Below are 24,293 nucleotides of genomic sequence, written 5' to 3'. Positions count from 1 at the left end.
CCGTTGTCCTTCACTGAAATTCCCCTAGCGCCCCAGAACTGCGGCCCCTTCATAGAAAAAGATGCCAGCGATGCAGCCCGTCATCAGGGTCGCCAAGGTTCCTGCCCAGAGGGCTTTCCAGGCTAGTTCGCTGATTTCGTGGCGGCGGGAGGGCACAATCCCCGATAAGCCACCCACAAAAATTCCCACCGAGGGCAGGTGCGCAAAGCCACAGAGCACATAGCTAACAATCACCAGGGCTCGGTCGCTGAGGGTGCCATCTTGCGAGAATTTCCCCAGGGCGATGTAGGGAGGGATGGCGGTTTCCAAGAATCGACTACCGATTAACTGCGAGGAAATCCAGAGTTCTTGCCAATCCAGGGACACGCCCGTCAAAAACGTTAGGGGTAAGAAAATCGCTCCCATCATGTTTTGGAGCGTGACGACCTGAAACACCTGGCCAATGGCTCGCCACAGGAAAAAGGAACTGCCAGACAACTGGGCCAATTGGGCAAAGATGATATTCAATAGGGCAATCAAGCCCAAAATGGCGATCAGGGCGGCGGCAATGCCCGTGGCCATTTTTACCCCGTCCAGTGCGCCGAGGATGAGGCTATCCATGGGGCTTTGACGTTCCTCTTCGGCCATGTCTACGGCGGGCACTTGGCCCAGGGTTTCCGGCTCCTCGGTTTCCGGCACCAAAATTTTGGCCATCACAAAGGCGGCGGGAATGGTCAGCACCGAAGCCGCCATCAGGTGTCCGGCAATGGAGGGAAACGTGCCCCGCAAAAAGCCCGCATAGAGCCCCAGTACCGTAGATGCAATCGACCCAAACATAGAGGCCAGAATGGCGCAGAGTTCGCTGCGGGTCATGCGTTCCAAAAAGGGCTTAATGGCAATGGCCGACTCGATGCCCACAAAAATGTTCGCGGCCCCCGCCAGCGCCTCGGCTCCGCTAATGCCCATGGCCCACCGAAAGAACCGCGCAAACACCCTCACCACGGGCTGAATGGCCCCCAGGTTATACAGCAGCGAAAAAATAGCGGAAAAGAATACCACCTGCGGCAACGACCGAAAGGCGAAGATGTAGCCCAAATCTAAATTCGCCGCTCCCAGTCGATCCCCCGGCACGGGCACAAAGGGATCGGTTAGGGCACGGGCAATCCAGCGTCCGGCCCCGGCGGGGCCAGCAGGGATGGCTGGGGGTACCAGAATGTTGCCAAACAGGAACCGCGCCCCGGCATCGGAGGCATCAATTAACCCATTCAACAACCCACTCAGCCACACCACGGCATCGCGGCTGATGGGCAGCAGGAAAATCATCAAACCCACCACCAACTGAACCCCAATACCCCACTGGATAATCTTCCAGGGCACCCGTCGCCGATCCTCCGACCCCAGCCACGCAATGAAGCACAGTCCAGCCAGTCCCAGTAGCGAAATGAAACGCAGTGCCATGGTGAAACCTTTGCAAACCTGTCCCCGATTATGCCGAAGATTACCCACGCTGCAACAAGATAGCAATGGATCTTAGAGGCTATTCACAAAGTGAGTTTTCCGGCATGGATTCGTTGGGGTCGCCATCACTGGGTGCCAGTCCTGTGGGGTTGCCATCCCTGGGGTCGAGTCATCCTCTAGGCGTTGAGTTGGGCAGGGGCCAGATATTGGCTGTCAACCAAAAAAGCGCCCCGGTCAAAGCGGACGCCCCAGTAGCCACCGGGACGCCGATCTAGCACCAAGCCCACATCGCCCACTTGCAGCAAATCTGGGGGACGCAGCATCGGCATGGGGTCGGCGGTTTTGAGGTAGGGCGGCAGAGCGACCAACCTCACCTGATCTCCCACGGAAAACTCATTAGCCATCGTTGCCCCTCTTGTTCACCGATTCACTCATTGCCCAGCATAGGACGCCATGGTGTGTTCTAGAGGGTGTGATCTGAAGTGGGGATGGGCCAAGGACGGGGATTCCCTGTGGTCATGGCCATCAGGAAAGCGCTAGGCTAGCGGTAGGTTTTCCACCGTTTGTCCGCCTTACCCTTGCCAGCCTGAATTGGGGCCAGCCATGACCTTAGACGATGCCGACCTGCAAGCCAGACTTCGCCGCATTGAGACCGAACTGGAATTGACGCAATCCAGCCCTCGCCCCACGGGTGGCCACCCACCGCGCACTGAATCTCCGGCCCCGTCCTCCTCGCAGGGTTGGCTAGATCGATGGAAGGCCAATGCGTTGCTGCCGTTACAACTGTTGATGATTCCCTGGACGCAGGAAATTATCGATCAGGTGTTGTTTGGCGGAGGGTGGAATTTGCCCCTGCACCCGCGCAGCCTGGAGGGCATTCCCGGCATTTTCCTGTCGGCTATTTCCCATAGCGGCTTCCCCCACCTGATCGGCAACAGTATCGGGTTTGTCATCTTTAGCTGGCTGATTTTGGCCAAAAGTCGGCGCGACTATTGGATGGTGCTACTGCTGGGCTGGCTGGGCGGCGGCGTGGCGTCTTGGTTGCTTGGCCCCAATAGCGTCCATGGCCTCAGTGGTGTGGTGTATACCCTGTTTGGCTATCTGCTGTTCATCGGTTGGCTAGAGCGGCGGGTGGTGCCGCTGCTGATTTCAGTGTTCGTGCTGGTGAACTACAGCTACTTTATTTGGGGGATGTTTCCCACTCACCCGATGGTGGCCTGGTGGGGGCATTTGTTTGGCTTTCTCATCGGTATTTTCGCGGCCTATGGGGTCTACCGCGAACCCCACGCTTCCTAGAAAATTGCAGGGGGATCTGGATCAGAAACCGGGGGGGATCTTGGCAGCAGGTTTTGGGCAGGAGGTTTTAAGGAAATAGCCTACAGGCCATCCCAGAAAGTGCCGACATCGATGAGGGCTTCGTAGCGCTCTAGTTGGTCGAAGGAGAAGTCCACCATGGTGGGTACCAGCAAGGATCGGGCTGGATTTTGACGGCTCACGAACAACTGCCCATCCCGGTCGTAGAGGAATAGGGATACATGATCGTCGTCTTCAAATTCGGCCACGAGGCCATACTCAAAACCGGGCCAGTCCGTCGGTTGCTGGGTGGCCCAATCGTTGGGGCGGTAGGGCTGGGCTAGCTTAACCACATCTCCGGTGTTGATGGCGTACTCAGACATGGTGAATCTCCTCTGGGCGTAAGGGGGTGAAGGGAGGGCAACGGTGGCAATGGGTACCCAATCACCGCCAGGGAACTGACCGGAATCTGGGACGATTGGTATTCAGCGATACCTTTCCGCAACCGTTTAGCCAGCTTACCGTAAATGTTCTGAGATCGAAACCCTTCTGTATTCAGAGACACAGTTTTTAAGAAAAGGATCCCCCCCTTGAATCTGAGGGTCGGCAAGTTCGGTCAAATCTTGCGCCAGATCTCACATTCGATCCTAATATTCATTCAGGGCGAGGGATGGGGTGTATCCCGGCGCAGCACGGTATTTTGCGAGACGTTGCGAGGACTGACCATGGGTACCTGGGTAAAGGAAACCGATGAAGCCATCTATCTGATGCAGGGTAATCAGTGGATTTCCCGGATCCAAAAGCGGCCTTCCTCCGGCAACCCCAAGGAACAGGTGCTCAATGTGGAGGGGATGCGGCAGTGGTTTTTGCGGCCCGATGCCCCCCTAGCCATGACGGTTTCCGTGGGTGCAGGTGGCCCAGAGCCGGATCGCATGGGTTCCCCCAGTTCCGGTGCTGCCGAGGACGAGGAGGACGACCTTGACCCTGCTGATCCCGATGCTGGAACAGGCACACCGGGGGCCAGCCGCCCCAATGCCGGGGCCAAACTGCGGGTGAAAAAAGCCACCTACGTGCGACGACAACCCCTACCCGCCGACCGCCTCGCCGAGGTGGATAAGGTGCTGCTAACCCAGGGCACCATCCTGGATATTCAATACTATGTGGATTTGGGCGATAACCAGTGGCAGGTGGAACTGCGGGAACCCACCCTAGGCAGCCAGCCCCAGAAAACCTGGTGGGTCTCTGCGCCCGATGTGGAAATGATCACCGACATTAGCCTCACGGTGACGCGCAACACGGTCTTCAAGCGAGAACCCAAGGATTCCTCCCAACTTCCGGCCAACAGTGTGTTGGCGGTTCCGTCCGGCACCCGGTTCCATCTCATTAACAACAAACCCGCCGCTGGCGATCATGCCGAAATTGAGCTAGCCGAGGCCCCCACGGAGCGCGAATCCAGACGGGAATGGTTTGTGTATAAACCTGACGTGAAGATTGAGGGCAAACGAGAACTGTTACGGGTCAAAGGGGACACCGTCTTCAAAACCCAGCCGATTCAATCCAACCAACTCGCCAGCGATGACAAGGTGTTGGTCAAAAAGGGCACCGTCTTTCTCGTCAACTCCTATGCCCAGCCCGCCGATAACCATGTGCGGGTGGCCCTCCAGGGAGCCTTCCTGGGGCCAAAGAACCTAACCACCTGGTTCGCCTACGTGCCCGACATTGAAATCGAGGGGACTAGCCTCGGCAACAACCCCAACGATAGCGGCATCGCCCCAGCCACCGGAAACACCTTCCCCAGCGGCCCCTCCCCCAGCGGCCCCGTCAGGGTAGCGGCCACCCCCGTGGATCGAGGCATTCAGATCACCCTACCTGGATACCGAGGCACCTACTACTCCAACGATCCCATCCATCCTGTTAACCAGTACGGCCAGCGGGGCAACTTCACCTGGGCCGAAGCCCTCCACGTCAACCGAGCCACGGGCTACTATCGCAAACCCGCCAACGCCCAGGTGGTGCAGGGTATCCTCAAGGTGGCGCGGGTGATGGAGGAAATCCGCCAAATGTATGGCAATCGGCCCATCCGCATCAACTCCTGGTATCGCGACCCGGCCACCAACGCCGCCGTAGGAGGAGCCCGGTTTTCTCGCCATCTGTCTGGTGATGCGGTGGATTTTGTCATTGCCGGGGTCAGTTGTTTCAACGTCTATGCCCGCCTTAGTCCCTGGTGGGGCAACCGAGGGGGGCTAGCCAGTTCCACCGTCTTCACCCATATCGACATGCGGGGCTATCGGGCTCGGTGGGATTACGGCTATTAAGGATATTTCTGGCTTAATTCAATACAAAGAGAAGATAATTTGTTCGGATGGCTTCTCCCCAATGCCTAGGGAAGAGGGTAGAATTTAGCTTGGTTTTTTAAGCGTTGAAATTATCTCTACCATGGCGGATTCTGGTGCTTCCCTGACTAGCGAAAACTCTGAACTATTGCCCCGTCAAGAAAGGGTGGAAACGCTACGTAATGCCCTAGAGACCCTGCAAATTGCCGATGAAATCGCCAAGCAGGGCTATCTCATCACCAGTTCCGAACTGGCGGATTTGATGGATGTAAATGCCAGCGCCGTGACTAGCCGGGGCGAACTTTGGCATTGGCGGAACTGGTCTGTTTCCCGTGTGCGCCGCGAAGGCAACCAAATTCTCTGGCAAATCGAGCGCATTGATTAGGCTCTGTTCTTGGCAGCGTCCAATCGCTTGCACTACACCCTGATTAACCCAGTAGGGGCGAGGTTACCTCGCCCCTACTGTTGTGGCTTCTACGACAGCCCTCCCACAAAGCGGCCTGGGCTGAGTTTTTGTTCGGGGTCAAACTGGGTTTTGATGGCCTTCATTAGGGCTAGGGCTGGGCCAACATCGCCCCAAACATCGCAGGCTTGCTTGAGGTCGGGAGATGCCTCCAGCAGCACGAGGTAGCCTTGAGACCCCGTACAAACAGACCGCAGTTTTTTGAGCAGATCGGGGGTAGCGGTATCTGCGTCTAGACATACCGTACCAATGCCACTGCTGGCGTGGAGGCGGGTCAGGTTGTCGGGATCGATCTGCTGGAGTTGGGCTAACAGGTCGCAGGCGGTGATGGGCAGCAGGCCAACCTTGGCTTTTACGGTAGCCGATTCAGTCGTCTCTGCCGGAAAGAGGTGGTGATTCGCCTGATTCCAGAACGATTGATCTTCGGTTGCCGCCAATTCTTTGATGTCTAATCCGGCGGGAATGATCTGGCGCAGGACGGTTAACTGTTCCTCTACCCCAGGGGCGATGGACTGGAACCGGGCCGCGAGGGTGAAGGATTCTGGGCTACCCAGGGCAGCGGCGAGGGTGGGGGAGAGCAGGTCTAGGGCCACAGGAGTCAGCGATGAGCGACGCACGGCGGCGGTGAGGGCCTGAATTTCGGCAATATTCCCAGAAATCACCAGGGTTTTTGAGGTTTCCTGCACTGGAAACAGGCGGAAGGTGAGTTGGGAAATCACGCCCAAGCTGCCGTAGGAACCCGTGAACAGCTTCATCAGGTCGTATCCGGCCACGTTTTTCACCACCCGTCCCCCGGCCTTGGCCACTTGGCCGTCGTAGCGCACCACCGAGAGGCCGATCAACATATCTCGCACGCCGCCGTAGCGCTGGCGCAGAGAACCCGCACCCCCCGTGGCCACGATGCCGCCCAGGGTAGAGCGGTCGGGATAGGCCGGATCTAAGGGGAGGAATTGGTTAACAGCAGCTAGTTTTGGGGCCAGTTCCGCCAAGGTTAGCCCCGCCTGGGCGGTGAGGGTCATATCCCCCACGGCATGGTCGATGATCTGATTCAGGCGGGCGGTGCTAATCACTAGGTCAACCCCTTCAGCCAAACCGCCCCAGGTGATCTTGCTGCCATTGCCACAGGGCAACACCCGCCACTGGTTTTGGTGGGCACAGGCCATCACCTCCGCCAGTTGGGCTTCGCTGGTGGGGTAAACCACAGCTTGGGGCAGGGTGCGATCTGCCGTCACCTGGGCTAGGGCAGTTCCTAGCTCGGCGGCGATTTGCTCTTGGGAATTGACGGATTCAGCCCCAAGCAGGGCGGTGAGGGTGCTAACGAGGTCGGCCATGGGCGCTAGTCGATGCTGATGGGGGTAGGGCCGCTGGCACTGGAGGCCGATGGAGGCGGTACGTCGGTGCGGGGGGTGCGAAACTCGCTGTAGAGCCGATCCCGCCAGTCGAAGAAGACTTGGTATTCGGGCACATCGGCCAAACCGGGCACGCCCTTGCCGCAAATGCCCTCCGGCAGATCGACATACTGACGGTCGGGGAACTTGAGGTACATGGTGGCGGCGGCCACGGCGAAATCCGCCAGGGTGGGCTGGCTTCCCAACAGGTAGGGGCTGTTTTCCAGCATCAGGCACAGCGCCTCTAGATCGTGCTTGAGGGCAGTGGCGGCAACTTTGATGTCATCTGGCCCAAAGCCGACCCCGGTGCCCACCAGATTCAAAATATCCCCCGGTAGGGCACCCACCAGGTTCCGCAGCAGGTCGGGGGTGGCGGTGGGTAATAATGCGGTACGGAAGTTGGGGTGCTGCTTAAAGGCACCGATCATCACCTTGCGGGCGTTGGGCACAATCGCCTCATCGGCCCAGCTTTCCATGGCGAGGCACAGCCCCCGCTGCTTGGGATCGGTGGGCAGAATAGCGCGGTCGGGATAGGTGCGCTCTAGGTGCAGGGCAATAGCGGTGGAGTCGGGAATAATCTGGTCGCCATCCTTAAGCACAGGCACCTGGCGCTGGCCCGACATTTGGAAGACTTCAACCTGACCTACGCCAGGGGTAACTTCTACCTTTTGGTAGGGCAGTTGCTTGTAATCGAGGATGAGACGAACTTTCTCCGCGTAGGTGGAGGCTTCAAACTGGTACAGCGCTAGCATGGGTGTCCTCTTAGCAGCCTTGAATATCGGGGATCAGTTCTGACCCGGTATCACTGTATCGCTATTTGCGGGGTCTGCACAGGCGGCGGGCGGCTGGGTGGTAATGGTGACGGACTCAAACCCTGCGGTAGACAAAAGCTGGCCCACGGTCACTTCGGCGCGGCGGTTGGCCTCATTTAGCAAACCCGTGGTGCAGGCGGCGGCTTCGATTTTCTGGAGTGCCTCCTGTTGGGCCAGGGCTTGCAGTTGGGGGGCATTATCTGGCCCTAGGCCCAGCCAGCCCCGGTCATAGTCGTAGACGGTGGACTTGCCCACATCCAGCTTGCTATCCAACAGTTGCGGCGGCGGCAGGGTAACGCGAATGGCCGATTCCCCCTCAAGCTGCACGTCATCTACGGTAATTTGCGACAGATCCACCCCGGCCCGCACCTCCCCGTAGGCCAGGTAGAGCAGGTTGGTAGAGCCGATCACGTAACCCGCTAGAGTGCGGTCGCTTTGGGCCGGAACGACGGCCTCCATGGCAAAAATCGCCGTTGTCAGTTCACTTGCCCCCCGGAGTTGCTGCACCACCACGGTACGCACATCCACCTCCGGTTCCGTTACCGCCGGAATAAACAGTGTGGGGACGGCCTGCAAAAATTGCTGCCCCGACCGCAAAACCCCCACCCCCATCACCAGACCCACCGCTACAGTGCCGCCGATCACCATTTGCCCCAGGGGCCATAGCCACCACCAGGGTTTCATCAATGGCTTCGGTTTGGGTTGAGGCTTGATGCCATGGGAAGACATGGCAGGCGGAAAATCCCTAGGGGGCGTGATTCTGGCAAACCCATCCTCTGGCCAGTGCGCCCCATCGGCCTGTTCTCCTAATCCATCCCTATCCCCTGGCCAATGCTTAGGAGATCCTTGAGTTCTGGGCGATGTCATCTCCGCTGGCGGCATGATGACCGTAGCCGACAGGTGGCGATCTGGGGCATCGGAATCGGCAGGAACATGGCCCATAGTTGACCTCAAGGGGCGAAGGTGAACGGCAAACGTGACGATACGAGGCTAACAAATTCCCCTCCTCGTCGGCGAATCGGCTGTGCAACTTTAGTACCCAGGTCATGACAGCGATCCTGGTTGGCTTTGCCGTCATTGGCCCCATGATGTTGCCAGAATGTCGTCCCTAGAAAAGGGAGCGCATCGTCCTGGTGGTTGCAGGGCCAATTTAAAATCAGACTTTGTGAAACAGAAGCCAGCTTGTAAGCTACACTACTGAACTGTCCAAGACGCTTTCTTAACCTAAGGGGCCGATCACTCGCCTGGGGATCGGGGAAAATGACATAAAACCCTACATAAATACCGCAGTTTTCCACAGGCGCATCTTTTGTTAAGATGATTTAACTTTTTCTGGAAGCCCTTCTATTCAGCAGGTTGCGAGGGGCTAAGGATCCTTAATAGCCATATTCCACAAACTTATCCACAGCTTTGCCCAGGGCTGTGGATAACTTGTCCTCAGGGGTGAATTTGTGCCAAGGAAGTTAACGAAAGACTAAGCTTGGCCCCTCCCGACAGGTGGCCCATCCTGGGTAAACGTCCGTTTGTCGATGTCTGTTTCAGGAGATCCCTCTTCCGATGGCTGTATCCATGCGTCAAAAAACCATCCTCATCACCGGGGCGAGCAGTGGCATTGGAGCCGCCTGTGCCCGACTCCTGGCTCAGGATGGAGCAAGGGTGATCCTATCGGCTCGTCGTACTGAAAAACTCCAGACCCTAGCCTCCGAATTGCAGACCCAGTATGGCATTGAGGTCTTACCCCTGACGCTGGATGTGTGCGATGCCCAGGCGGTACAAACCGCCATTGACGGACTACCCGCAGAATGGCAAGCCATCGACGTGCTAATCAACAATGCGGGCCTCAGTCGAGGGATGGATAAACAATACGAAGCGCCCCTGCAAGACTGGGAAGAGATGATCGACACCAACGTGAAAGGCTTGCTCTATATGAGCCGCGCTGTGGTACCGGGGATGGTGGCGCGGGGGCAGGGCCATGTGGTGAATGTGGGTTCCATCGCCGGACGACAGACCTATCCGGGCGGTAGCGTGTACTGTGCCACTAAGGCGGCGGTGAAGGCGCTGTCCGAAGGGCTAAAACTCGACCTTTTGGGTACTCCGGTACGGGTGACCAACATTGAACCGGGGTTTGTGGAAACGGAATTTAGCGATGTGCGCTTCCATGGCGACACCGAACGAGCCAAACAAGTCTATAAAGGCATGGTGCCCCTCACCGGGGAAGACATCGCCGACAGCATTGTCTTTGCTATCACCCGTCCGCCCCACATCAACATCAGCGAAATTTTTCTCATGCCCACCGACCAATCCTCGGTGTTCCACGTGCATCGCCGCCCAGAGTAGGGCAAAATGGACGCCAGCCTCAGCGGTAAAATAAATTACAGTTGCCGAGCCCAGCCATCCTGGTCAGAGAGTTAGGAAACTGTGCCCTTCATTCGTTGACTCGCCCTCTATTTGTCGCGTAACCCCTATGCCCCTTGTCGTTGGTGATCCTGCCCCCGATTTTGCTCTACCTGATGCAGAAGGCAACCTTTACAGCCTCGAAACCCTCAAGGGTCAGCGGGTAGTGCTCTATTTTTACCCCCGCGACAACACTCCGGGCTGCACCAAGGAAGCCTGTGGTTTTCGCGATGCCTACGCCGCCTATCAAGAAAAAGGCGTAACGGTGCTGGGCGTAAGTGCCGACGATGCTAAATCCCACGCCAAATTTACCGCCAAATACAATCTGCCCTTTCCGCTGTTGATCGATGAAGGCGGCGAAGTGGCCAGCCGTTTTGGCGTTTATGGCCTGAAAAAGTTTATGGGCAAAGAATATATGGGTATCACCCGGAGCACCTTCATCATTGGCCCCGACGGCACCCTAGAGAACATCTATCTCAAGGTAAAGGCCGAAACCCACGCCGAAACCGTGCTAGCGGATTTAGCGGATTGAGCCGATGAATGGGGCCATAGGATCATGATCTAGATTGTGAACTAGGTGTGAATTAGGCCGCACCACTCCATGGGTCGTATCGCGATGGGTCCTATTACTGTTCTGAGCTGGCCTCAACCCAGCCCGTTGAGGAAATTCCATGTCCTACTTTGTCCATATACTACGCACCCTGGCGGGGCTGTTGTTTCGGCGGCCCATCCTCGGTACCTGCGTAATTCCAGTGCTGCCCGATGGCACCATTGTGTTAATTTTGCGCCGCGATAACCGCCGCTGGAGCCTGCCCGGTGGCCTAGTGGACTGGGGCGAGGATGTAATCACCGCCGCCCGCCGAGAACTGAAGGAAGAGGCGGGCCTGGAACACGCTGAATTAGATCGATTGGTGGGGGTATATTCCAGACCCAAACGGGATCCACGTTTTCATTCCGTTTGTGTGGCGGTGGCGGTGCAGGTGCAGGGAACGCCCTCCGTTGCCGACCCCCGCGAAGTGCTGGAGGTGCGATCCTTTGCCCCCGACGCCCTGCCCTGGGACAACCTCGCCCACGACCACCGTGAGCATTTGGAGGATTTTTTCCAGGGCAAGACGGTTTTAGCCTAAGGGGGGTTTTAGCCTAAGCTGAAAGAAGGGGGCTGGCCCATGGGTCGGGAATGCGCTCGCCCAATCGCCGCCCTGCAATGGTTGTATCTCCCCAGTCTGGGCTATGAAATCCTCCCACGAAGTCGTCATGCGCACGGGTCGCCTCAAGGTGCCCAGCGGTACCCTGTTTTGGCACGAGGCCGGACGGGGGGAAACCCTAGTCTTTCTCCATGGTTCCTGGCACGACAGCGGCCAATGGCTTTCGGTGATGCAAACCCTAGCCACGGAATGCCACGGTCTAGTCCCCGACCTGATCGGCTTTGGCGAATCGGCCAGCACCGCCACGGTTCACTCGGTGGATTTAGAAGTAGACGCGCTACACACTTTGCTTCAGGCGTTGCGGATTTCCCGCTGTGTGCTGGTGGGGCATTCCCTGGGGGCGTGGGTGGCCCTGCGCTATGCCCAACGTTACCCCGACCAGGTGCGAGGGGTAGCGGTGGTAGACCCGGAAGGATTGGCGGGTTCCAAAGCCTCGCGCTGGCGGTTAGATCGCTGGTTGGTGAATCCCCTATCGCCCCTGGTGCCGTTGATGACCCTCGCCTCCTGGTTGGGCGGCAAAGGCAAATTCCGGGCCTTGCAACGGCGACGACACACCCTGCGTCAGGCTCCGGCGGCCTGCCAAATCCTGTTTCGGCGGCGTCCCGCCGACATTGCCGCAGAGCAGATTGATCCCAACACCCTGCCAACTGCAAACGTCGTACAATTTTTGGCCAACCCAGCCTCCCCAGCAGAGGACAATTCTCGCTCCTCAGGGATGATGTTGGGCCTGGTGCAGCCCGTTCCCGCCGCCGATACACCCCTCGGCTTAGAGGAAGCCGCCACCGCCGCCGCCCTCCGTCAGTTTTTGGCTACCATGAAAAGTCTTGTATGAATGGTCAGCAATGTTAACAATTAGGGGTGAATAAATCGGCAAAGTCCGGTACCCTAGGGGGTCAAGTCACCCTGTTCATCTTCGGGGATGCAATGTGAGACCACGAGATCAGGATCAGGCCCGCCATGACTGACAACCCTTCGTCCAATCCGACCCCAGAGCCTCAAGATCAGCCCCCTTCCAGCGGCACCCCAACGGCCTCCCCTAGGGCGTCTGGGCCAAGCCAACCTGAGCCAAGCCAAAACTGGGAAGTGGTGAACTTTCCTGGTCAAATGGCCATCACCGACGTTCAGGCCGACGTCCAGGCGGCGGCTTCCCCCTCGGCCCCGCTCCATCGCACCGAGGAACTGATCCAGCTCATCCAAGACTTGAACCAATGCAACGATGCCCTGCTGATTCGGGTGTCGGATCTGGAGGAATCCCTAGAGCGATCCCAGGCCGCTCTCCAGGCGGAAGTGGAACGCACTCAGTCCCAGGGCGTTGTCACCGCTGCTAGACCCCCCGCCCCGGCCCAGGTGGCGCAACTGCTGAGCGAATTAGACGCCGCCAACGACGGTCTGCGACGGGCCACCATTCACAACGAAACCCTGCAAACCGAGCTAGAGTCTAGCCAACAACGGGTGGCCCAGCTAGAGCGAGAATGCACCCTGCTGCAACAGCGCTTTAGCGAAAAGACTACCGCACTCCAACAGGCCGAAGATAGCTGTCGCGATCTCAAAGCTCGCCTCCATCGCCAACAGCGCTACACCCTTCAGTTCAAGACGGCCCTAGAAAAGTGCTTGAACATGGCTAGCGAGGCTCAGCACTCCCCAGCTATGCCGAACGCCGTGATGGCCCTAGGCACGGAGGACAGCCAGCCCGTGGCCATGCCCAAAGCCCAGGAAATTCAGCCTTGGACGGCCCCTAGCGTGGTCGCTGATCATCAGGCCGAGGCTCTATCGAACCTGATCCATAGCTTCAAGCCCACAGCGGCAAAACCATCAACCCCGGTGGTGTCAACTCCGATCCCGGCTGTATCAACTCCGGTCAGTGCGGCCCCAGAACCCGCCGCCCCAGCAACCTGGGCCAAGCCTGCCGCTGAAGTGCCTGCCCCCGCCTCGGAAGCCCCGGTGATGGTTGATCCCTGGCTTGCCCCCACCGATGAGGCCGAGCCATCCCCTGGCTTCACAGAACCCTCTCCCTGGGGGGCTCCGTTGATCGTGCAGACTGTCCCCGAACCCGTTGAAGCGGCAACGTCACCCCAAACGGCAACACCCCCCCAAATCCCAGAACCCGTGGCCGATTTTCCAGAACCTTTCCAGGCCAAGCCTGTGGTAAAGCCCAATCTGGCCAAGGCGGAACCTGCCCTTACGGCCCCCGCTAGCCCTCAGCCAGCGACCGCTCCACCCGCAATCACTCCGGCGGTGTATCCCCAGCGTTCCCCGCGCAAAATTTCCTCCCTGGCGGCGGTGCAACTCCCCAGTTTTGGCCGTCCCCCCCGCCGATCCTAGGCTGGGAAGTATAGAACCGGGTGCCAACTGCGGCGGAGAATGTCGCGGGTGAGGCTGGGGGTAGACCATTTGAGGAACCCACCTAGGCCGCTGGCGCAGGTAGCAATGGCCCCAATATCGTACTGTTCCGCCGTCAGCATAATTTGCTGGATGGGATCGCCCTCCACCACCGTGGTGTTAACCACGAGGCCAAGGCCGGCCAGTTCTGCCTGGATTTTCTCGCATTCGGCTTGGGCCTGTTCAACGGGATGATCACCGTGGAATTCGCGGCGGATATTGTCATCAATCACCCACAGCAGCCGCACCCGCTCTAACACCGAGTGGGGGTTGCTCTGCACCTGTTTTTTCACTTTTTCAATCAGGGTTTTGCCCGTTTCTTGGCCGTCGTAGGGCAGTAGCAGGTAGCGGAAAAGGTGGCTGGTGCGCAGCTCTAGCTCGGCGGTAGTGTAGGTGGAAATGAGCTGGGGCCGCAGAATCATCAGGGGGACGGGGGTTTTTTCCGCTAACTGCATGGTGGTGCTGCCAAACAGCTTTTCCTCTAGCATGGTGCGGGTAGGGGTGCCCAGAAAAATCACATCGGCATGGCACTGCTTGGCAAGGCGCAAAATGTTGTCGCCCACGCGCCCCATCTGCACCTCTACCTTCACTTCCACAGCGTCGGGCACGTCGCGTAGCAGGTCTGTGATCCGCTGTTTGGGCTGCGCTAAAATTGCTGGATCCTGGCTGGGAATTTCGCGCTCGGCATCAATGGCAACATTGTGAAAAAAGGTGAAGGACTGAATCCCCCCTGCCGCTAGACTCGGCACAAACTGCGCCAAACGATGCATTCCATCGGTAAAGTCGGTACAAATCAGAGCGCGTTGAAACATAGTTGCCTCGTCGTTGCGTCGTCTCGGTGCAAAGTCGTCTCAGTGCAAAGGAGCGGGCCGATCCATAACCCATCTGGGCGACCCTAACGAGGCTTACGGTAAGTAATACCCCGCCATAACTACGATAACGTCTGGCTGCTCTGTTTCGCCGCAGGCTTTTGGGGAACGCTGCCATTTAGGCGACCCCAGCGCGTTGCTAGAACCATGGCAAGGCTTAGTCCATCGAAAAGACCACGGTAGGGCGGGCATCCTGCCTCCCCAAGAGGCCGCTAGGGTGGCTGGGTTACCTTGAGGTTGTGATCCACTGAGGTGCCATGGCGAATCTGTAGGTTAGAAAGCTGTAGGTTAGAAAGCTGTAGGGTAAACGACGGCATTAAGGCGGTGAGGCGTGGGCGTCCAAGGCGGTCGGTAAAACGCGGTCGGTTAGCTGTATAGATGAGTGTCGTGCCCGTGGGGTTTGTCGTCGAGCAGGAAAACGGTCGAGAAGGAGACGCCCCAGCATCCCTAGCCTGATTCCTCAGAACCCTGCGAGAGAGGGAGGTCGCCATCTTCAGGACGTTCAGAATTGGCCTAGACCGCCCAAAAAGGCGCGAAGTAGCGGTTGGGGGAGCTTAAAATTGGGGGTTTGGCCCAATCCCCCACTCATGCTTTAGAAACTGCTTGTACATAGTTTCGCGCATCATCATTTGCTCGTAGAGCTTAACCAGAAACTGCTGGGCTTGCTCACGGCTCATTTGGTTCACCTGGGTCTCGAAGGAGCGCAGGTTAAACTGTTGCTCAAGGGAGAGTTGCATCGGGTCGTTCATGGATGGACTCCTGAGAGAGAACAACATGGGACGCCAAAACGGCATTTCCCATGGGACATCGGATCTTCGCTAAGGCCCAGGGTTTGAGAGTAACCACAGATAGCCCTAGGGACGTGATCGGGGTCAAGGTGGAATCCTTGAACAATTTTTTACAAATTATAACAATTGTTTGACAAAGATCCAGCCTTGACAGGTTTGAGATATAGCTAGTAAGCCCTAAACGGACAAACTTGGCCTCAAACTTCACATTTTTTATCAATATCCCTTGAGTAAAAATGCTCAGTGTGAACGGTTCGAGGAAGGGGGATTCGGGGCGCAGTGGGAGCAGGCTTTTCCGGGCTGGTATTGGGGAGAGGCTTGATCCTGGGGGCTGAGGGGATAGCCACAGCCGCCGCAGAGGACGTAATTCTGGGGCTGGAGGGAATGATCCACCGCCACCCGTTCATCAAATACAAAGCAGTCCCCCTGCCACAGGCTCTCGTTGGGGGGGATTTGTTTGAGGTAGTTGAGAATGCCGCCCTTGAGGTGGTAGACCTGGTCAAAGCCGCGCTGGCGTAGGTAGGCGGTGGCCTTTTCGCAGCGGATGCCCCCGGTGCAAAACATCGCTACCTTGCGGTGCTGGGCCGGATCGAGGTGCTGCTCAACATAGTCCGGCAGTTCGCGGAAGGAGCGGGTGTGAGGATTCACGGATCCTTGGAAGGTGCCAATCTCGACCTCAAAGTCGTTACGGGCGTCGATTAGCACTACTTCAGGATCTTGGATCAGCGAGTTCCAGTCCTGGGGGTCTACGTAGGTGCCCACCTGCTGATTGGGGTTGAGGTCGGGGCGACCTAGGGTGACAATTTCTGGCTTAATCTTCACCTTCATGCGCCCAAAGGGGGCCGACTCGGTGGTGGATTCCTGTACCGTCAGCGGGCCGATGGCAGGATGGGCTTGCAGCCAAGCCAACAGGTGATCCAAACTTTCCCGAAAGCCTGCAACGGTGGCATTTAGCCCTTCCTCGGCCAGCAAGATCCTGCCACACAGACCCCAGCGCTGGCTCTCGACCAAGACATCCTCCCGCAGTTGGGGCAAATCATGGAGGTCAACGAATTTGTAAAAGGTGGCGATAATCCAGGTCATGGGGAAGAGACGGTGTGAGAGGAACTTTGAAGACTACTTCCGGCCCCCCTCTCCTCCCTGGGAGAGGGGCTGGGGGTGAGGGCAAACTCCCCAACCGACAAGAACCTCTATTTTAGGATTGCGAACGCCCATTACTGAGGATTCGGGGCCTCTGGTGCATTCCCCTCAAGGGGCGGCTGGGTGGCAATGGCGAGCTGCACGCCTTCTAGGGTTCTGAGTTGATCCATCACCGCCACCACCCGCCCGTGAGGTACGGCTTGATCGGCTTGGATAATCACCACGTTGCCAACGGTTGCGGGTAATTGAGTTTGAACCACCCCTAGCAGTTGGTCATCGCTGACGGCTTGCCCCCCCACCGCCAAGGCACCACTGGCCGCCACCGTCACCACAATGGACAGTTGGGGCTGGACTGTGCCCGTCTGTGCCCCCGGTAGCGACACCGTTAGCCCCTCGTTGCGACTGAGGTACAGGCTCGAAATCAGGAAAAACGTCAGCACCGCAAACACCACATCAATCATCGGCACGATGTTGATCTGGGGAGAGGATTCTGGTTCGTCGGGCAGGCGCATAATTTAGGCCACGGAAAAGCTTGACGCGCCCCAGCCTTGCCCCCTAAACGGCCAACCTGGACAGCACACCCTAGCTTATCCCAACCCTTAGGGCCGATGGCCAGTCCCAGAATCGCTTCTAGAGGAGCCGAGCAGGGCCGAAGTAGCCCCTAGGCGCTATGGCCAGGGTGAACGGTCTGGGACTGAGGGGCGCGGTTCAGGATCGGCTCCCCAGAGGCGGTTGGGGCTGGCGTTGGCAAGATTTCCTCGTGGGTGATGGCATCGTTGAGGATGTGGAGAAGGCGCTGTTCCTCCACGGAGAGATCGGGGCGCTGGCTGAGGGCATAGAGCGCGTCGGCCATCTCCGCCAACAACGCCTTGGACTGGAGCGCTTGGCGCACGATGGCTTCTAGATAGGTAACACGTTCTACCTGGGATAAATTAGCCCACATCATACCGAGAGCCTCGATGTAGCCCTGAAGCTAGCGCTATTATGGCAGGGCGCTATCCGTGGGCGATGTGCTTAATATCACATGAACTGTCTTTTAAAGCAATTCTAGCCAGGACTTCCCGCAAGGTCTTGAAGGGCGGTTCAAGGGGGGATGGGAAACGGGCGAGAGCCTTGGTCAAGCAGGCATAGCAGGACAAAAGAACCATGCCAAGGAACATGGGAGTCCTCAGAAATCTTTAGATTGCCTTAACCATTGCCCCTGTCTAGGCCCACCCTAGATTAGGAGGAAGCATGGGGAGATAGCCTGTCCATACAGGACTGAGGTTAGGCAGATCGGGCCATGGCCAGAATCCGCTCCGCCACCGCATCGGCTACGGGCATCACCGATAGCCGATTACCCCGTCGCACTACCCAGAGGTCTTCTGGGGCAAAGGTGTCCTTCAGTTGGTCGAGGGTGATCCCGGTGGCAAAGGTTTCGACATAACCCACAACAACGGTACGCCAGCGGGGCTTTTCGGGCGAAGATTTGGGGTCGTAATACGTGTGGGCCGGGTCGAACTGGGTGGGATCGACCACGTTGGCCTCCACGATTTTGGCCAGCCCCACAATGCCCGGTGGCTTGGTGTTGGAGTGGTAGAAAAAGGCCAAATCCCCCACCGCCATCCTGGTGAGAAAATTGCGGGCCTGGTAGTTGCGCACGCCGTCCCACAGTTCCGTTTGGTCACGGGCCAGATCGTGGATGCCGTAGACATCGGGTTCAGACTTCATCAACCAGTAGGTCATGGTTTAGCAGGTTCTCCAACAAATCGCGATGGACAGAATCTTGGCTGGATAGGGTGACGTTTCGGCCCCCGTTGTCCGCATAGGCAAAGGCAAGGCAAAGCGCTTGGGCCGGAAGATTCGCCAACCGCTCGGCCCATTCAATGGCCACGATGCCGGGGACGGTTTCTTGCTCATCCCAATAGGCTTCGAGATAAAGATCCGTCACCTCTTCACCATCGAGCCGATATAGGTCAATATGGTACAAGGGTACTCTGCCTTCCGGGTACTCATTCACCAGGGTAAACGTCGGACTGCTGATCGGATCAGCAATCCCCAAACCCAGCCCCAAGCCTTGAATCAGTGTCGTTTTGCCGCTGCCCAAATCCCCCGACAGCAGCAAAATCGTCCCCGCTGGCAGCACCCGCCCTAGCCCCTCTCCCAGTCGTTGGGTCGCCGCCGCATTGGGCAACTCCAGTTCCATCACTGCATCATCCATCCCGTTCAACCATCCATCCCCTAGGACTTTATCAGCGATACCGCTAGCGATCTCGATTTATATCCAGAACGCTCCAAATCCACCACCCCGATCTACAACAGAACCAACCAAACCGTCCCGACTCCCGACTCCCGACTCCCTAACCCCCATGATCATCACCGTAGCCAGCTTCAAAGGCGGTGTCGGCAAAACCACCACAGCCATTCACCTGGCGGCTTTTTTGCAGAACGATGCCGAAACCTTACTGATCGACGCCGACCCCAACCGTTCTGCCTTGGCCTGGGCCAACCGGGGAACGCTGCCCTTTGCGGTGACGGACGAATGGCAGGCGGGGGATTATCTGCCCGACGAAGGCCATGTGGTAATTGACACCCCAGCCCGACCCGACCCGGAGGATTTGGCGATGCTGGCGGAGGCTTGCGATGTTTTGGTGCTGCCCACCACGCCCGATGTGTTGTCCTTGGATGTGCTGGCCCTGATGGTGGCCTATCTAGAACCCTTGGCAATTCAAAACTATCGCGTGCTGCTGACCATGATGCCCCCCAGCCGCCGCATTGCCGCCGCCCTACGGCCCCTGCTGGAGTCGATTCAGCCCCGCCAGTTTGACCACAGCATTCGACGCTATGCGGCCTACCAAAAGGCGGCACAACAGGGGCAGGTGGTGTCTGCGGTGAAGGTCGCTAAGGCGGCGGAAGCTTGGTACGACTACGTCACCATTGGCCAGGAATTGCTGCTGAAGTTTGGGGGGTAGGGCTGGGAGTCTCGCCTATTTCTGGCGGATTATGGCTTTGCATGGGTAAAGCCTCATCTTGGTGCTGTTTTCCCTACGACTCCTTGAATCTCCCTTGGCCGTGAACGTCATCGGCCCCTGACAACCGCTAAGATTGATCCTCGGTGCGTTGTGATCCCTAGGAAATCAGAAATTCCAGATTGGCCCTTATCCCCCAGCCCCTTCTTCCAATTGTAGGAGAAGGGGGGGCCGGAGTCAGTCAAAGCCCCTCTCCCAGGTTTGGGAGAGGGGTTTGGGGAGAGGGCAAAGTCAAGGCCAACAGGAGTGTTTACGATCTACGGATCCTGGGTTCTGACGGATCAGGTGAGATGCGGTGAAGGAGTTTGGGTAAGCCATGAAACTGAAGCGCGGGACGGTGGCGTTGGTGGGGGTGGCCCTGTTGTTGGGGGCGGGGGTGTTGATGGGCGAATTGCGCCAGAGCCGTGCCCCCGAAAGTGCCACGGTGAGCGATGGGGTGGGGCCAGTGTTTACTTTTGCCGAAACCGATGTGGCGACGGTGACGGTGGAACGGGACGGCGAAACCCTATCCTTTGAGGGCGATGGCGAGGGCAATTGGCAGATGACGACCCCAGAAAACCTCGTCGCGGAACCGGGGGCAGTGGCCTTTTTGCTGAGCCGATTGAATACCGACGCGCCCCTGCAACGGGTGACGATGGCGGCGGATCAGATTCAGGATTTTGGCCTAGATCAACCCCAGGGTAAAGTGACCGTGACCTTGCAGGATGGCACCGAGCACGTTTTGATTCTGGGCGGGCCAGACTTTAGCGGCAACGCCAACTACGCCATGGTCGATCCGGCGGAACCTTGGCCCCCGGAAAATCCCACCGACGAATACGAAGGGTTAGTGGTGACTCGCGATGTGGCCAACGGCATCAATCGGCCCCTGGAGGAATGGAAAATGCCTGTAGACGGGGAAATTTTGGAGCCGTCTGATGAAGAAGGAAATTAGCTGCCTAGGCAACATGCAAGGGGTCTCTGCTAAACAGGTTGCGATAAAGGGGGCATGGGTTTTAGCCCTCCAGCACAATACCATGGAGGAATCGCGTGACCAAAACTAATGGGATACAAGCCCCGCCCTTTTAGGGCGGCTTTTCCTGGTCTTGGATGTAGCGCTTCAAAACCTCTATCGGTGCGCCGCCGACCGAGGCCGAGAAGTGTGCGGGTGTCCAGAGAGCGGCCTTGCCCTTGGGCTTGGGCAGCCCAGATTGGCCATACCGACGACTTGAAACTCCCTTCAAGGCATTCACGATCTGGGAAATGGAGAGCTTGGGTGGATATTCCACCAGCAGATGAACATGGTCGGCTTCACCGTTGAACTCAAGGATCTGAAAATCCATCTTCAGGGCCACGGCTTTACATGCGGACTCAATTACCTTCAGCCCTTCGGCACTCAGCACCTTCTGCCGATACTTGGTCACAAAGATCAGGTGGGCCTTGAGATCTGAAACGCTGTGATTCTCCCGGCGATAGGCCATTGTTTTAATGGTACGACCAACTTATAATAAGACCATGAAAGCACGTTATCAGTACAGAATCTACCCCACCGACCAACAACGCCTAGGGCTGGCTAAGCTCTTTGGGTGTTGTCGGGTGGTGTGGAATGATGCCCTGGGCTTGGTCAAATCAACACCGGAAGGTGAGAAATGGCCGAGCAGTGCTGAGTTGCAGAAAATCTGTATCACCCAAGCCAAGCAGACTGATGAGCGGGAATGGTTGGCTGAGGTCAGCAATATTCCGTTGCAGCAGTCGATCCAGGACTTGGGAACGGCGTTCAAAAACTTCTTTGATTCCCGTAAAGGCAAGCGGAAAGGGCCACGGGTTGGGTTTCCTCGGTTCAAGAAGAAACTCAATCAGCAGTCGGCCCGCTTTACCCGTGGTGGATTTTCCCTCAAAGAGGCCAAGGTTTACCTGGCCAAGATTGGGGAGATCAAAACCAAGTGGTCGAGGCCGCTACCCTCTGAACCTAGTTCAGTCACGGTGATCAAGGATTGTGCAGGACGGTATTTCCTGAGCTTTGTGGTGGAGGTGGAGCCCATCACCGTCGAACCCAAAAACCAAGGGGTCGGCGTGGACTTGGGCCTTGAAACCTTAGCCACCCTCAGTACCGGGGAGAAAATCAAAGCCCCGGATACCCAACAACTGGACAAGCACATTCGCAAAGGGAAGCGCAAACTCGCTAGGGCCATGAAAGGCTCGAAGCGGCGTGAATCGTTGCGACTGGCCATTGCCAGGAGGTCAGCTAAACAGCGCGACATTCGCCAAGATTTCAACCAAAAGCTGGCTTCTCGCCTGGTGCGGGAAAACAGCGTGGTGGTCTTGGAGGATTTGAACGTGGCGGGAATGGTGAAGAATCGTTCCCTGTCCAGGGCCATTAGTCGGGCTGGATGGCGGCAAATTAGAACCCTCTGTGAGGGTAAAGCCCACCTGATCCACGACCGGGAGGTGCGAACCATCAGCCGATGGGAACCCACCTCCCAGGTGTGTTCATGTTGTGGCTATCGTTGGGGCAAGTTGGATTTGTCGGTACGGTCGGTGTTGTGCCTCAACTGCGGGGCGGAACACGACCGAGACATTAACGCCAGCGCAAATATTTTGGCGGCAGGGCTTGCCGACCCGAATGGGCAGACGCTAAGCCGTGTAAGACCCCATTCCGGGGCGGTGGCTTGTCTGCCTACTCATCAGGAGTCCGCCTAGTGCGGGCAGACTGGGAATCCTCGCGCCTTTAGGCCGAGGAGGATGTCAAAATTTGATCCTCTAGCACAGCGGTTTTTCCCGAAAACGCCATACTTTAAAGCAGCCAGTACCCTAACCATCACCGGAGGGGGATGCTGTGGCCACCACCTCAGGAGAGAACCATGACGCTCAAACACCATGCGCGTAAACTCAAACGCCAGCTTGCTCTGATCGGCTATAAACTCAAAAATCTTGGCAAAGCAACCTACGAGTGCCCCATCTGTGGCTACATCGGCCCCTTCATGGATCTCACCCCTGCCACAGGACTGAGGAAGCACGCTCAATGCCCCAACTGTAGCGCCCTAGAGCGGCACCGACTCCAGTTCCTCGTCGTTGAGGAGGTTCTGCGTACCCTTAACCCAGCGGAGTTGAAGATACTTCACGTTGCGCCAGAGCCCTTCTTTCGGGATCTATTCTCAAAGCGGTTTGGCCAGTATGAAAGCGCCGATATTGACCGGAACGATGTGGATCATCGGGTGGATCTGCAACAGTTGCCTTTTGAGGATGGCCGCTACGATTTTGTCTTTGCATCCCATGTGTTAGAGCACATCCCTAACGACGAAAAGGCCATCTCTGAAATCTGCCGAATTCTCAAACCCAACGGTATTGCGATGCTGCCAGTCCCTCTGGTTGCAGAAAAAACCATCGAATATCCAGAACCCAACCCCAACGAAGCCTATCACGTTCGAGCCCCAGGGCTCGACTATTTCGCTCGGTATGAGCGCTATTTCCCCAGGGTTGACACCGTCCGGTCTGATACCTTACCTGAGAAATATCAGCTTTTTCTGTTTGAAGATAGAAGCCAATGGCCCACCCAGGAGTGCCCCCTGCGGCCCGCCATGCCCGGTGAAAAGCACATCGATGTGGTGCCCGTGTGTTATGTCTCAGCAATCTGACGATGATGGGTTCTCCAACGGCGACTTTACTGGTGTCTTGCCCCGACCAAAAGGGGCTGGTGGCCAAGCTGGCTAACTTTATCTATGCCAATGGTGGCAATATTCTCCACGCCGACCAGCACTGCGACCCGGAGGCGGGGCTGTTTTTGTCGCGGCTGGAGTGGGAGATGGAGGGCTTCAACCTGCCCCGTGAGATCATCGGCCCCGCCTTTACCGCCATTGCCCAACCCCTGGGGGCCACCTGGCAGCTTAGTTTTTCCGATGATGTGCCCCGTCTGTCGATTTGGGTGAGCCATCAGGATCATTGCCTGCTGGATTTGCTGTGGCGGCACCAGGCCAAGGAGTTTCGGGCCGAAATTCCCCTGATCCTCAGCAACCACGCCACCCTGAAACCCATCGCCGACCAGTTCGGGATTGATTTTCACCACCTCCCCATCACCAAGGACACCAAGGCGGAGCAGGAACAAAAACAATTAGCGCTGCTGAAGGAGTACAACATCGACCTGGTGGTGTTGGCCAAATATATGCAGGTGCTCTCGCCGGATTTTCTCAACGCCTACGGTCGGGTCATCAACATTCACCATTCTTTTTTGCCCGCCTTTATGGGGGCAAATCCCTACCAGCGAGCCTTTCAGCGAGGGGTGAAAATCATCGGCGCAACGGCCCACTACGTCACCTCAGATTTGGACGAAGGCCCCATTATTGAACAAGATGTCGTCCGCATTAGCCACCGCGACGACGTGAAGGAACTGATCCGCAAGGGCAAGGACATGGAGCGTATTGTGCTGGCCCGTGCGGTGCGTCTGCATTTGCAAAGCCGAACCTTGGTTTATGGCAATCGTACGGTGGTGTTTGGTTAAGCTTCTTAATACCCGAAATCTGGCCTAGGGTAGAGGCATCGTCGCAGGGGCTACGGCTTCATGGGACTATCTGGCTCTGCAAAGACCGTCCCTCTTCACTAGACTGAATCGGAGCTAAAAAAGCAGCCAATTCTTCATCTGAAATCGAATGTTCCTGCTGTTAATGCGTGCATTTATAGCAGCCCGCAGGCAGGTTAGGACAATATGCGGAAGGCATTGTCGAGGGCATCCCACAAGGTGTCAAACTGGTGCAAGGTCTTTCGCACGTAGTGCTTGATCCGTGCCCAAAACTTCTCAATTTTGTTCAAGTCAG

Annotated in this window: 28 protein-coding genes; 13 read left to right on the top strand and 15 right to left on the bottom strand. The window is 57.4% G+C overall.

Going from position 1 to position 24,293, the window contains the following annotated elements; translation table 11 throughout:
* Window positions 1-24: 24 nt before the first annotated feature.
* Together H6G62_RS15205 and sipA are read right to left on the bottom strand one after the other, a co-directional pair.
* Complete coding sequence (locus H6G62_RS15205; protein ID WP_190496604.1) at window positions 25-1,437, bottom strand: nucleoside transporter C-terminal domain-containing protein; 1,413 nt, start codon at window positions 1,435-1,437, stop codon at window positions 25-27.
* A gap of 176 nt (window positions 1,438-1,613) precedes the next feature.
* The gene (gene sipA, locus H6G62_RS15200) at window positions 1,614-1,841 is read right to left on the bottom strand and encodes a regulatory protein SipA (protein WP_190496602.1); all 228 of its coding nucleotides are present in this window, start codon (window positions 1,839-1,841) and stop codon (window positions 1,614-1,616) included.
* A 199-nt stretch (window positions 1,842-2,040) separates the two neighbouring features.
* Here sipA and H6G62_RS15195 point away from each other — a divergent pair, with 199 nt between their 5' ends.
* Window positions 2,041-2,733, top strand: a complete 693-nt coding sequence (locus H6G62_RS15195) for a rhomboid family intramembrane serine protease (protein WP_190496600.1) — start codon at window positions 2,041-2,043, stop codon at window positions 2,731-2,733.
* Window positions 2,734-2,813: 80 nt separating this feature from the next.
* On the opposite strand, the gene H6G62_RS15190 is transcribed toward H6G62_RS15195, so the two are convergent.
* On the bottom strand, window positions 2,814-3,113 hold the full coding sequence (locus tag H6G62_RS15190; RefSeq protein ID WP_190496598.1) for a hypothetical protein: 300 nt from the start codon (window positions 3,111-3,113) through the stop codon (window positions 2,814-2,816).
* Window positions 3,114-3,455: 342 nt separating this feature from the next.
* Between H6G62_RS15190 and H6G62_RS15185 the strand changes: the two genes are divergently transcribed.
* Window positions 3,456-5,045 (top strand): D-Ala-D-Ala carboxypeptidase family metallohydrolase, encoded by a 1,590-nt coding sequence (locus H6G62_RS15185; RefSeq protein WP_190496596.1) that lies wholly within the window; start codon window positions 3,456-3,458, stop codon window positions 5,043-5,045.
* 121 nt (window positions 5,046-5,166) lie between these two features.
* Complete coding sequence (locus H6G62_RS15180; RefSeq protein ID WP_190496594.1) at window positions 5,167-5,448, top strand: hypothetical protein; 282 nt, start codon at window positions 5,167-5,169, stop codon at window positions 5,446-5,448.
* Window positions 5,449-5,537: 89 nt separating this feature from the next.
* On the opposite strand, the gene H6G62_RS15175 is transcribed toward H6G62_RS15180, so the two are convergent.
* From H6G62_RS15175 to H6G62_RS15165, 3 genes are read right to left on the bottom strand one after another with little or no spacing between them, the layout of a single operon-like run.
* On the bottom strand, window positions 5,538-6,857 hold the full coding sequence (locus tag H6G62_RS15175; protein ID WP_190496592.1) for an FAD-binding oxidoreductase: 1,320 nt from the start codon (window positions 6,855-6,857) through the stop codon (window positions 5,538-5,540).
* A gap of 5 nt (window positions 6,858-6,862) precedes the next feature.
* Window positions 6,863-7,666 (bottom strand): glutathione S-transferase family protein, encoded by an 804-nt coding sequence (locus H6G62_RS15170; RefSeq protein ID WP_190496589.1) that lies wholly within the window; start codon window positions 7,664-7,666, stop codon window positions 6,863-6,865.
* A gap of 33 nt (window positions 7,667-7,699) precedes the next feature.
* Window positions 7,700-8,668, bottom strand: a complete 969-nt coding sequence (locus H6G62_RS15165) for a DUF4230 domain-containing protein (RefSeq protein WP_242052068.1) — start codon at window positions 8,666-8,668, stop codon at window positions 7,700-7,702.
* A gap of 615 nt (window positions 8,669-9,283) precedes the next feature.
* Here H6G62_RS15165 and H6G62_RS15160 point away from each other — a divergent pair.
* The 5 genes from H6G62_RS15160 (at window position 9,284) to H6G62_RS15140 (ending at window position 13,647) form a co-directional block, all read left to right on the top strand.
* Window positions 9,284-10,063 carry an SDR family oxidoreductase gene (locus H6G62_RS15160; RefSeq protein ID WP_190496587.1) on the top strand — a complete coding sequence of 260 codons (780 nt, stop codon included), beginning with the start codon at window positions 9,284-9,286 and terminating at the stop codon, window positions 10,061-10,063.
* Window positions 10,064-10,190: 127 nt separating this feature from the next.
* Window positions 10,191-10,652 (top strand): thioredoxin-dependent thiol peroxidase, encoded by a 462-nt coding sequence (gene bcp / locus H6G62_RS15155; protein WP_190496585.1) that lies wholly within the window; start codon window positions 10,191-10,193, stop codon window positions 10,650-10,652.
* A gap of 139 nt (window positions 10,653-10,791) precedes the next feature.
* Window positions 10,792-11,247: an NUDIX hydrolase gene (locus tag H6G62_RS15150; protein ID WP_190496584.1), complete on the top strand. Its 456-nt coding sequence runs from the start codon at window positions 10,792-10,794 to the stop codon at window positions 11,245-11,247.
* A 103-nt stretch (window positions 11,248-11,350) separates the two neighbouring features.
* Entirely contained in the window at window positions 11,351-12,157 is an 807-nt protein-coding gene (locus H6G62_RS15145) for an alpha/beta hydrolase (protein ID WP_190496582.1), read from the top strand.
* A 125-nt stretch (window positions 12,158-12,282) separates the two neighbouring features.
* Window positions 12,283-13,647 carry a hypothetical protein gene (locus tag H6G62_RS15140; protein WP_190496580.1) on the top strand — a complete coding sequence of 455 codons (1,365 nt, stop codon included), beginning with the start codon at window positions 12,283-12,285 and terminating at the stop codon, window positions 13,645-13,647.
* On the opposite strand, the gene H6G62_RS15135 is transcribed toward H6G62_RS15140, so the two are convergent.
* The 8 genes from H6G62_RS15135 to tsaE all read right to left on the bottom strand — a co-directional run bounded on the left by H6G62_RS15135 (window position 13,644) and on the right by tsaE (window position 18,701).
* Window positions 13,644-14,516 carry a universal stress protein gene (locus H6G62_RS15135; protein WP_190496578.1) on the bottom strand — a complete coding sequence of 291 codons (873 nt, stop codon included), beginning with the start codon at window positions 14,514-14,516 and terminating at the stop codon, window positions 13,644-13,646. The two genes, H6G62_RS15140 and H6G62_RS15135, sit on opposite strands and share 4 nt — an antisense overlap.
* 269 nt (window positions 14,517-14,785) lie before the next feature.
* Entirely contained in the window at window positions 14,786-15,064 is a 279-nt protein-coding gene (locus H6G62_RS15130; protein ID WP_190496576.1) for a hypothetical protein, read from the bottom strand.
* Window positions 15,065-15,127: 63 nt separating this feature from the next.
* A complete protein-coding gene (locus tag H6G62_RS15125; protein ID WP_190496573.1) occupies window positions 15,128-15,322 on the bottom strand; it encodes an NblA/ycf18 family protein in 195 nt (64 codons plus the stop codon).
* A 279-nt stretch (window positions 15,323-15,601) separates the two neighbouring features.
* Complete coding sequence (locus tag H6G62_RS15120; protein ID WP_190496571.1) at window positions 15,602-16,444, bottom strand: rhodanese-related sulfurtransferase; 843 nt, start codon at window positions 16,442-16,444, stop codon at window positions 15,602-15,604.
* Window positions 16,445-16,575: 131 nt separating this feature from the next.
* On the bottom strand, window positions 16,576-17,013 hold the full coding sequence (locus H6G62_RS15115; RefSeq protein ID WP_190496570.1) for a biopolymer transporter ExbD: 438 nt from the start codon (window positions 17,011-17,013) through the stop codon (window positions 16,576-16,578).
* 149 nt (window positions 17,014-17,162) lie between these two features.
* The gene (locus H6G62_RS15110; protein WP_190496568.1) at window positions 17,163-17,447 is read right to left on the bottom strand and encodes a hypothetical protein; all 285 of its coding nucleotides are present in this window, start codon (window positions 17,445-17,447) and stop codon (window positions 17,163-17,165) included.
* A gap of 320 nt (window positions 17,448-17,767) precedes the next feature.
* The gene (locus H6G62_RS15105) at window positions 17,768-18,226 is read right to left on the bottom strand and encodes an EVE domain-containing protein (RefSeq protein ID WP_190496566.1); all 459 of its coding nucleotides are present in this window, start codon (window positions 18,224-18,226) and stop codon (window positions 17,768-17,770) included.
* On the bottom strand, window positions 18,201-18,701 hold the full coding sequence (tsaE, locus tag H6G62_RS15100; RefSeq protein ID WP_242052066.1) for a tRNA (adenosine(37)-N6)-threonylcarbamoyltransferase complex ATPase subunit type 1 TsaE: 501 nt from the start codon (window positions 18,699-18,701) through the stop codon (window positions 18,201-18,203). The genes H6G62_RS15105 and tsaE overlap by 26 nt, the downstream gene beginning before the upstream one ends.
* Before the next feature lie 148 nt (window positions 18,702-18,849).
* On the opposite strand from tsaE, the gene H6G62_RS15095 reads away from it, so the two are divergent.
* Together H6G62_RS15095 and H6G62_RS15090 are read left to right on the top strand one after the other, a co-directional pair.
* Entirely contained in the window at window positions 18,850-19,452 is a 603-nt protein-coding gene (locus tag H6G62_RS15095) for a ParA family protein (RefSeq protein WP_190496564.1), read from the top strand.
* 373 nt (window positions 19,453-19,825) lie between these two features.
* Window positions 19,826-20,440 (top strand): DUF4340 domain-containing protein, encoded by a 615-nt coding sequence (locus tag H6G62_RS15090; RefSeq protein WP_190496562.1) that lies wholly within the window; start codon window positions 19,826-19,828, stop codon window positions 20,438-20,440.
* 130 nt (window positions 20,441-20,570) lie between these two features.
* Here the strand turns inward: H6G62_RS15090 and tnpA are convergent, their stop codons facing one another.
* Window positions 20,571-20,966 carry an IS200/IS605 family transposase gene (tnpA, locus tag H6G62_RS15085; protein ID WP_190496559.1) on the bottom strand — a complete coding sequence of 132 codons (396 nt, stop codon included), beginning with the start codon at window positions 20,964-20,966 and terminating at the stop codon, window positions 20,571-20,573.
* A 34-nt stretch (window positions 20,967-21,000) separates the two neighbouring features.
* Here tnpA and H6G62_RS15080 point away from each other — a divergent pair, with 34 nt between their 5' ends.
* The 3 genes from H6G62_RS15080 to purU all read left to right on the top strand — a co-directional run bounded on the left by H6G62_RS15080 (window position 21,001) and on the right by purU (window position 23,980).
* Entirely contained in the window at window positions 21,001-22,185 is a 1,185-nt protein-coding gene (locus H6G62_RS15080; RefSeq protein ID WP_190496557.1) for an RNA-guided endonuclease TnpB family protein, read from the top strand.
* A gap of 161 nt (window positions 22,186-22,346) precedes the next feature.
* Entirely contained in the window at window positions 22,347-23,120 is a 774-nt protein-coding gene (locus tag H6G62_RS15075; protein WP_190496555.1) for a methyltransferase domain-containing protein, read from the top strand.
* Between the two features lie 5 nt (window positions 23,121-23,125).
* Window positions 23,126-23,980 (top strand): formyltetrahydrofolate deformylase, encoded by an 855-nt coding sequence (gene purU, locus H6G62_RS15070; RefSeq protein ID WP_190496637.1) that lies wholly within the window; start codon window positions 23,126-23,128, stop codon window positions 23,978-23,980.
* The last annotated feature ends 313 nt before the right edge of the window (window positions 23,981-24,293 follow it).

Origin of the sequence: Phormidium sp. FACHB-1136 (assembly GCF_014697375.1) — a bacterium.
In the GTDB taxonomy this organism is placed as follows: domain Bacteria; phylum Cyanobacteriota; class Cyanobacteriia; order Phormidesmidales; family Phormidesmidaceae; genus Nodosilinea.
This window is presented reverse-complemented; position numbering and strand designations above follow the sequence as displayed.

Excerpts from the sequence above, each read along its gene's own strand:
- H6G62_RS15150 (WP_190496584.1), top strand. The coding sequence starts at position 10,792 with ATGTCCTACTTTGTCCATATACTACGCACCCTGGCGGGGCTGTTGTTT.
- H6G62_RS15140 (WP_190496580.1), top strand. The coding sequence starts at position 12,283 with ATGACTGACAACCCTTCGTCCAATCCGACCCCAGAGCCTCAAGATCAG.
- H6G62_RS15190 (WP_190496598.1), bottom strand. The coding sequence starts at position 3,113 with ATGTCTGAGTACGCCATCAACACCGGAGATGTGGTTAAGCTAGCCCAG.
- tnpA (WP_190496559.1), bottom strand. The coding sequence starts at position 20,966 with ATGGCCTATCGCCGGGAGAATCACAGCGTTTCAGATCTCAAGGCCCAC.
- H6G62_RS15135 (WP_190496578.1), bottom strand. The coding sequence starts at position 14,516 with ATGTTTCAACGCGCTCTGATTTGTACCGACTTTACCGATGGAATGCAT.
- purU (WP_190496637.1), top strand. The coding sequence starts at position 23,126 with ATGGGTTCTCCAACGGCGACTTTACTGGTGTCTTGCCCCGACCAAAAG.
- H6G62_RS15175 (WP_190496592.1), bottom strand. The coding sequence starts at position 6,857 with ATGGCCGACCTCGTTAGCACCCTCACCGCCCTGCTTGGGGCTGAATCC.
- H6G62_RS15125 (WP_190496573.1), bottom strand. The coding sequence starts at position 15,322 with ATGAACGACCCGATGCAACTCTCCCTTGAGCAACAGTTTAACCTGCGC.
- sipA (WP_190496602.1), bottom strand. The coding sequence starts at position 1,841 with ATGGCTAATGAGTTTTCCGTGGGAGATCAGGTGAGGTTGGTCGCTCTG.
- H6G62_RS15180 (WP_190496594.1), top strand. The coding sequence starts at position 5,167 with ATGGCGGATTCTGGTGCTTCCCTGACTAGCGAAAACTCTGAACTATTG.
- H6G62_RS15145 (WP_190496582.1), top strand. The coding sequence starts at position 11,351 with ATGAAATCCTCCCACGAAGTCGTCATGCGCACGGGTCGCCTCAAGGTG.
- H6G62_RS15195 (WP_190496600.1), top strand. The coding sequence starts at position 2,041 with ATGACCTTAGACGATGCCGACCTGCAAGCCAGACTTCGCCGCATTGAG.
- H6G62_RS15095 (WP_190496564.1), top strand. The coding sequence starts at position 18,850 with ATGATCATCACCGTAGCCAGCTTCAAAGGCGGTGTCGGCAAAACCACC.
- H6G62_RS15160 (WP_190496587.1), top strand. The coding sequence starts at position 9,284 with ATGGCTGTATCCATGCGTCAAAAAACCATCCTCATCACCGGGGCGAGC.
- H6G62_RS15080 (WP_190496557.1), top strand. The coding sequence starts at position 21,001 with ATGAAAGCACGTTATCAGTACAGAATCTACCCCACCGACCAACAACGC.
- H6G62_RS15115 (WP_190496570.1), bottom strand. The coding sequence starts at position 17,013 with ATGCGCCTGCCCGACGAACCAGAATCCTCTCCCCAGATCAACATCGTG.
- H6G62_RS15165 (WP_242052068.1), bottom strand. The coding sequence starts at position 8,668 with ATGGGCCATGTTCCTGCCGATTCCGATGCCCCAGATCGCCACCTGTCG.
- H6G62_RS15205 (WP_190496604.1), bottom strand. The coding sequence starts at position 1,437 with ATGGCACTGCGTTTCATTTCGCTACTGGGACTGGCTGGACTGTGCTTC.
- H6G62_RS15170 (WP_190496589.1), bottom strand. The coding sequence starts at position 7,666 with ATGCTAGCGCTGTACCAGTTTGAAGCCTCCACCTACGCGGAGAAAGTT.
- H6G62_RS15075 (WP_190496555.1), top strand. The coding sequence starts at position 22,347 with ATGACGCTCAAACACCATGCGCGTAAACTCAAACGCCAGCTTGCTCTG.
- bcp (WP_190496585.1), top strand. The coding sequence starts at position 10,191 with ATGCCCCTTGTCGTTGGTGATCCTGCCCCCGATTTTGCTCTACCTGAT.
- H6G62_RS15120 (WP_190496571.1), bottom strand. The coding sequence starts at position 16,444 with ATGACCTGGATTATCGCCACCTTTTACAAATTCGTTGACCTCCATGAT.
- H6G62_RS15105 (WP_190496566.1), bottom strand. The coding sequence starts at position 18,226 with ATGACCTACTGGTTGATGAAGTCTGAACCCGATGTCTACGGCATCCAC.
- H6G62_RS15110 (WP_190496568.1), bottom strand. The coding sequence starts at position 17,447 with ATGATGTGGGCTAATTTATCCCAGGTAGAACGTGTTACCTATCTAGAA.
- H6G62_RS15090 (WP_190496562.1), top strand. The coding sequence starts at position 19,826 with ATGAAACTGAAGCGCGGGACGGTGGCGTTGGTGGGGGTGGCCCTGTTG.
- H6G62_RS15130 (WP_190496576.1), bottom strand. The coding sequence starts at position 15,064 with ATGGCGACCTCCCTCTCTCGCAGGGTTCTGAGGAATCAGGCTAGGGAT.
- H6G62_RS15185 (WP_190496596.1), top strand. The coding sequence starts at position 3,456 with ATGGGTACCTGGGTAAAGGAAACCGATGAAGCCATCTATCTGATGCAG.
- tsaE (WP_242052066.1), bottom strand. The coding sequence starts at position 18,701 with ATGGATGATGCAGTGATGGAACTGGAGTTGCCCAATGCGGCGGCGACC.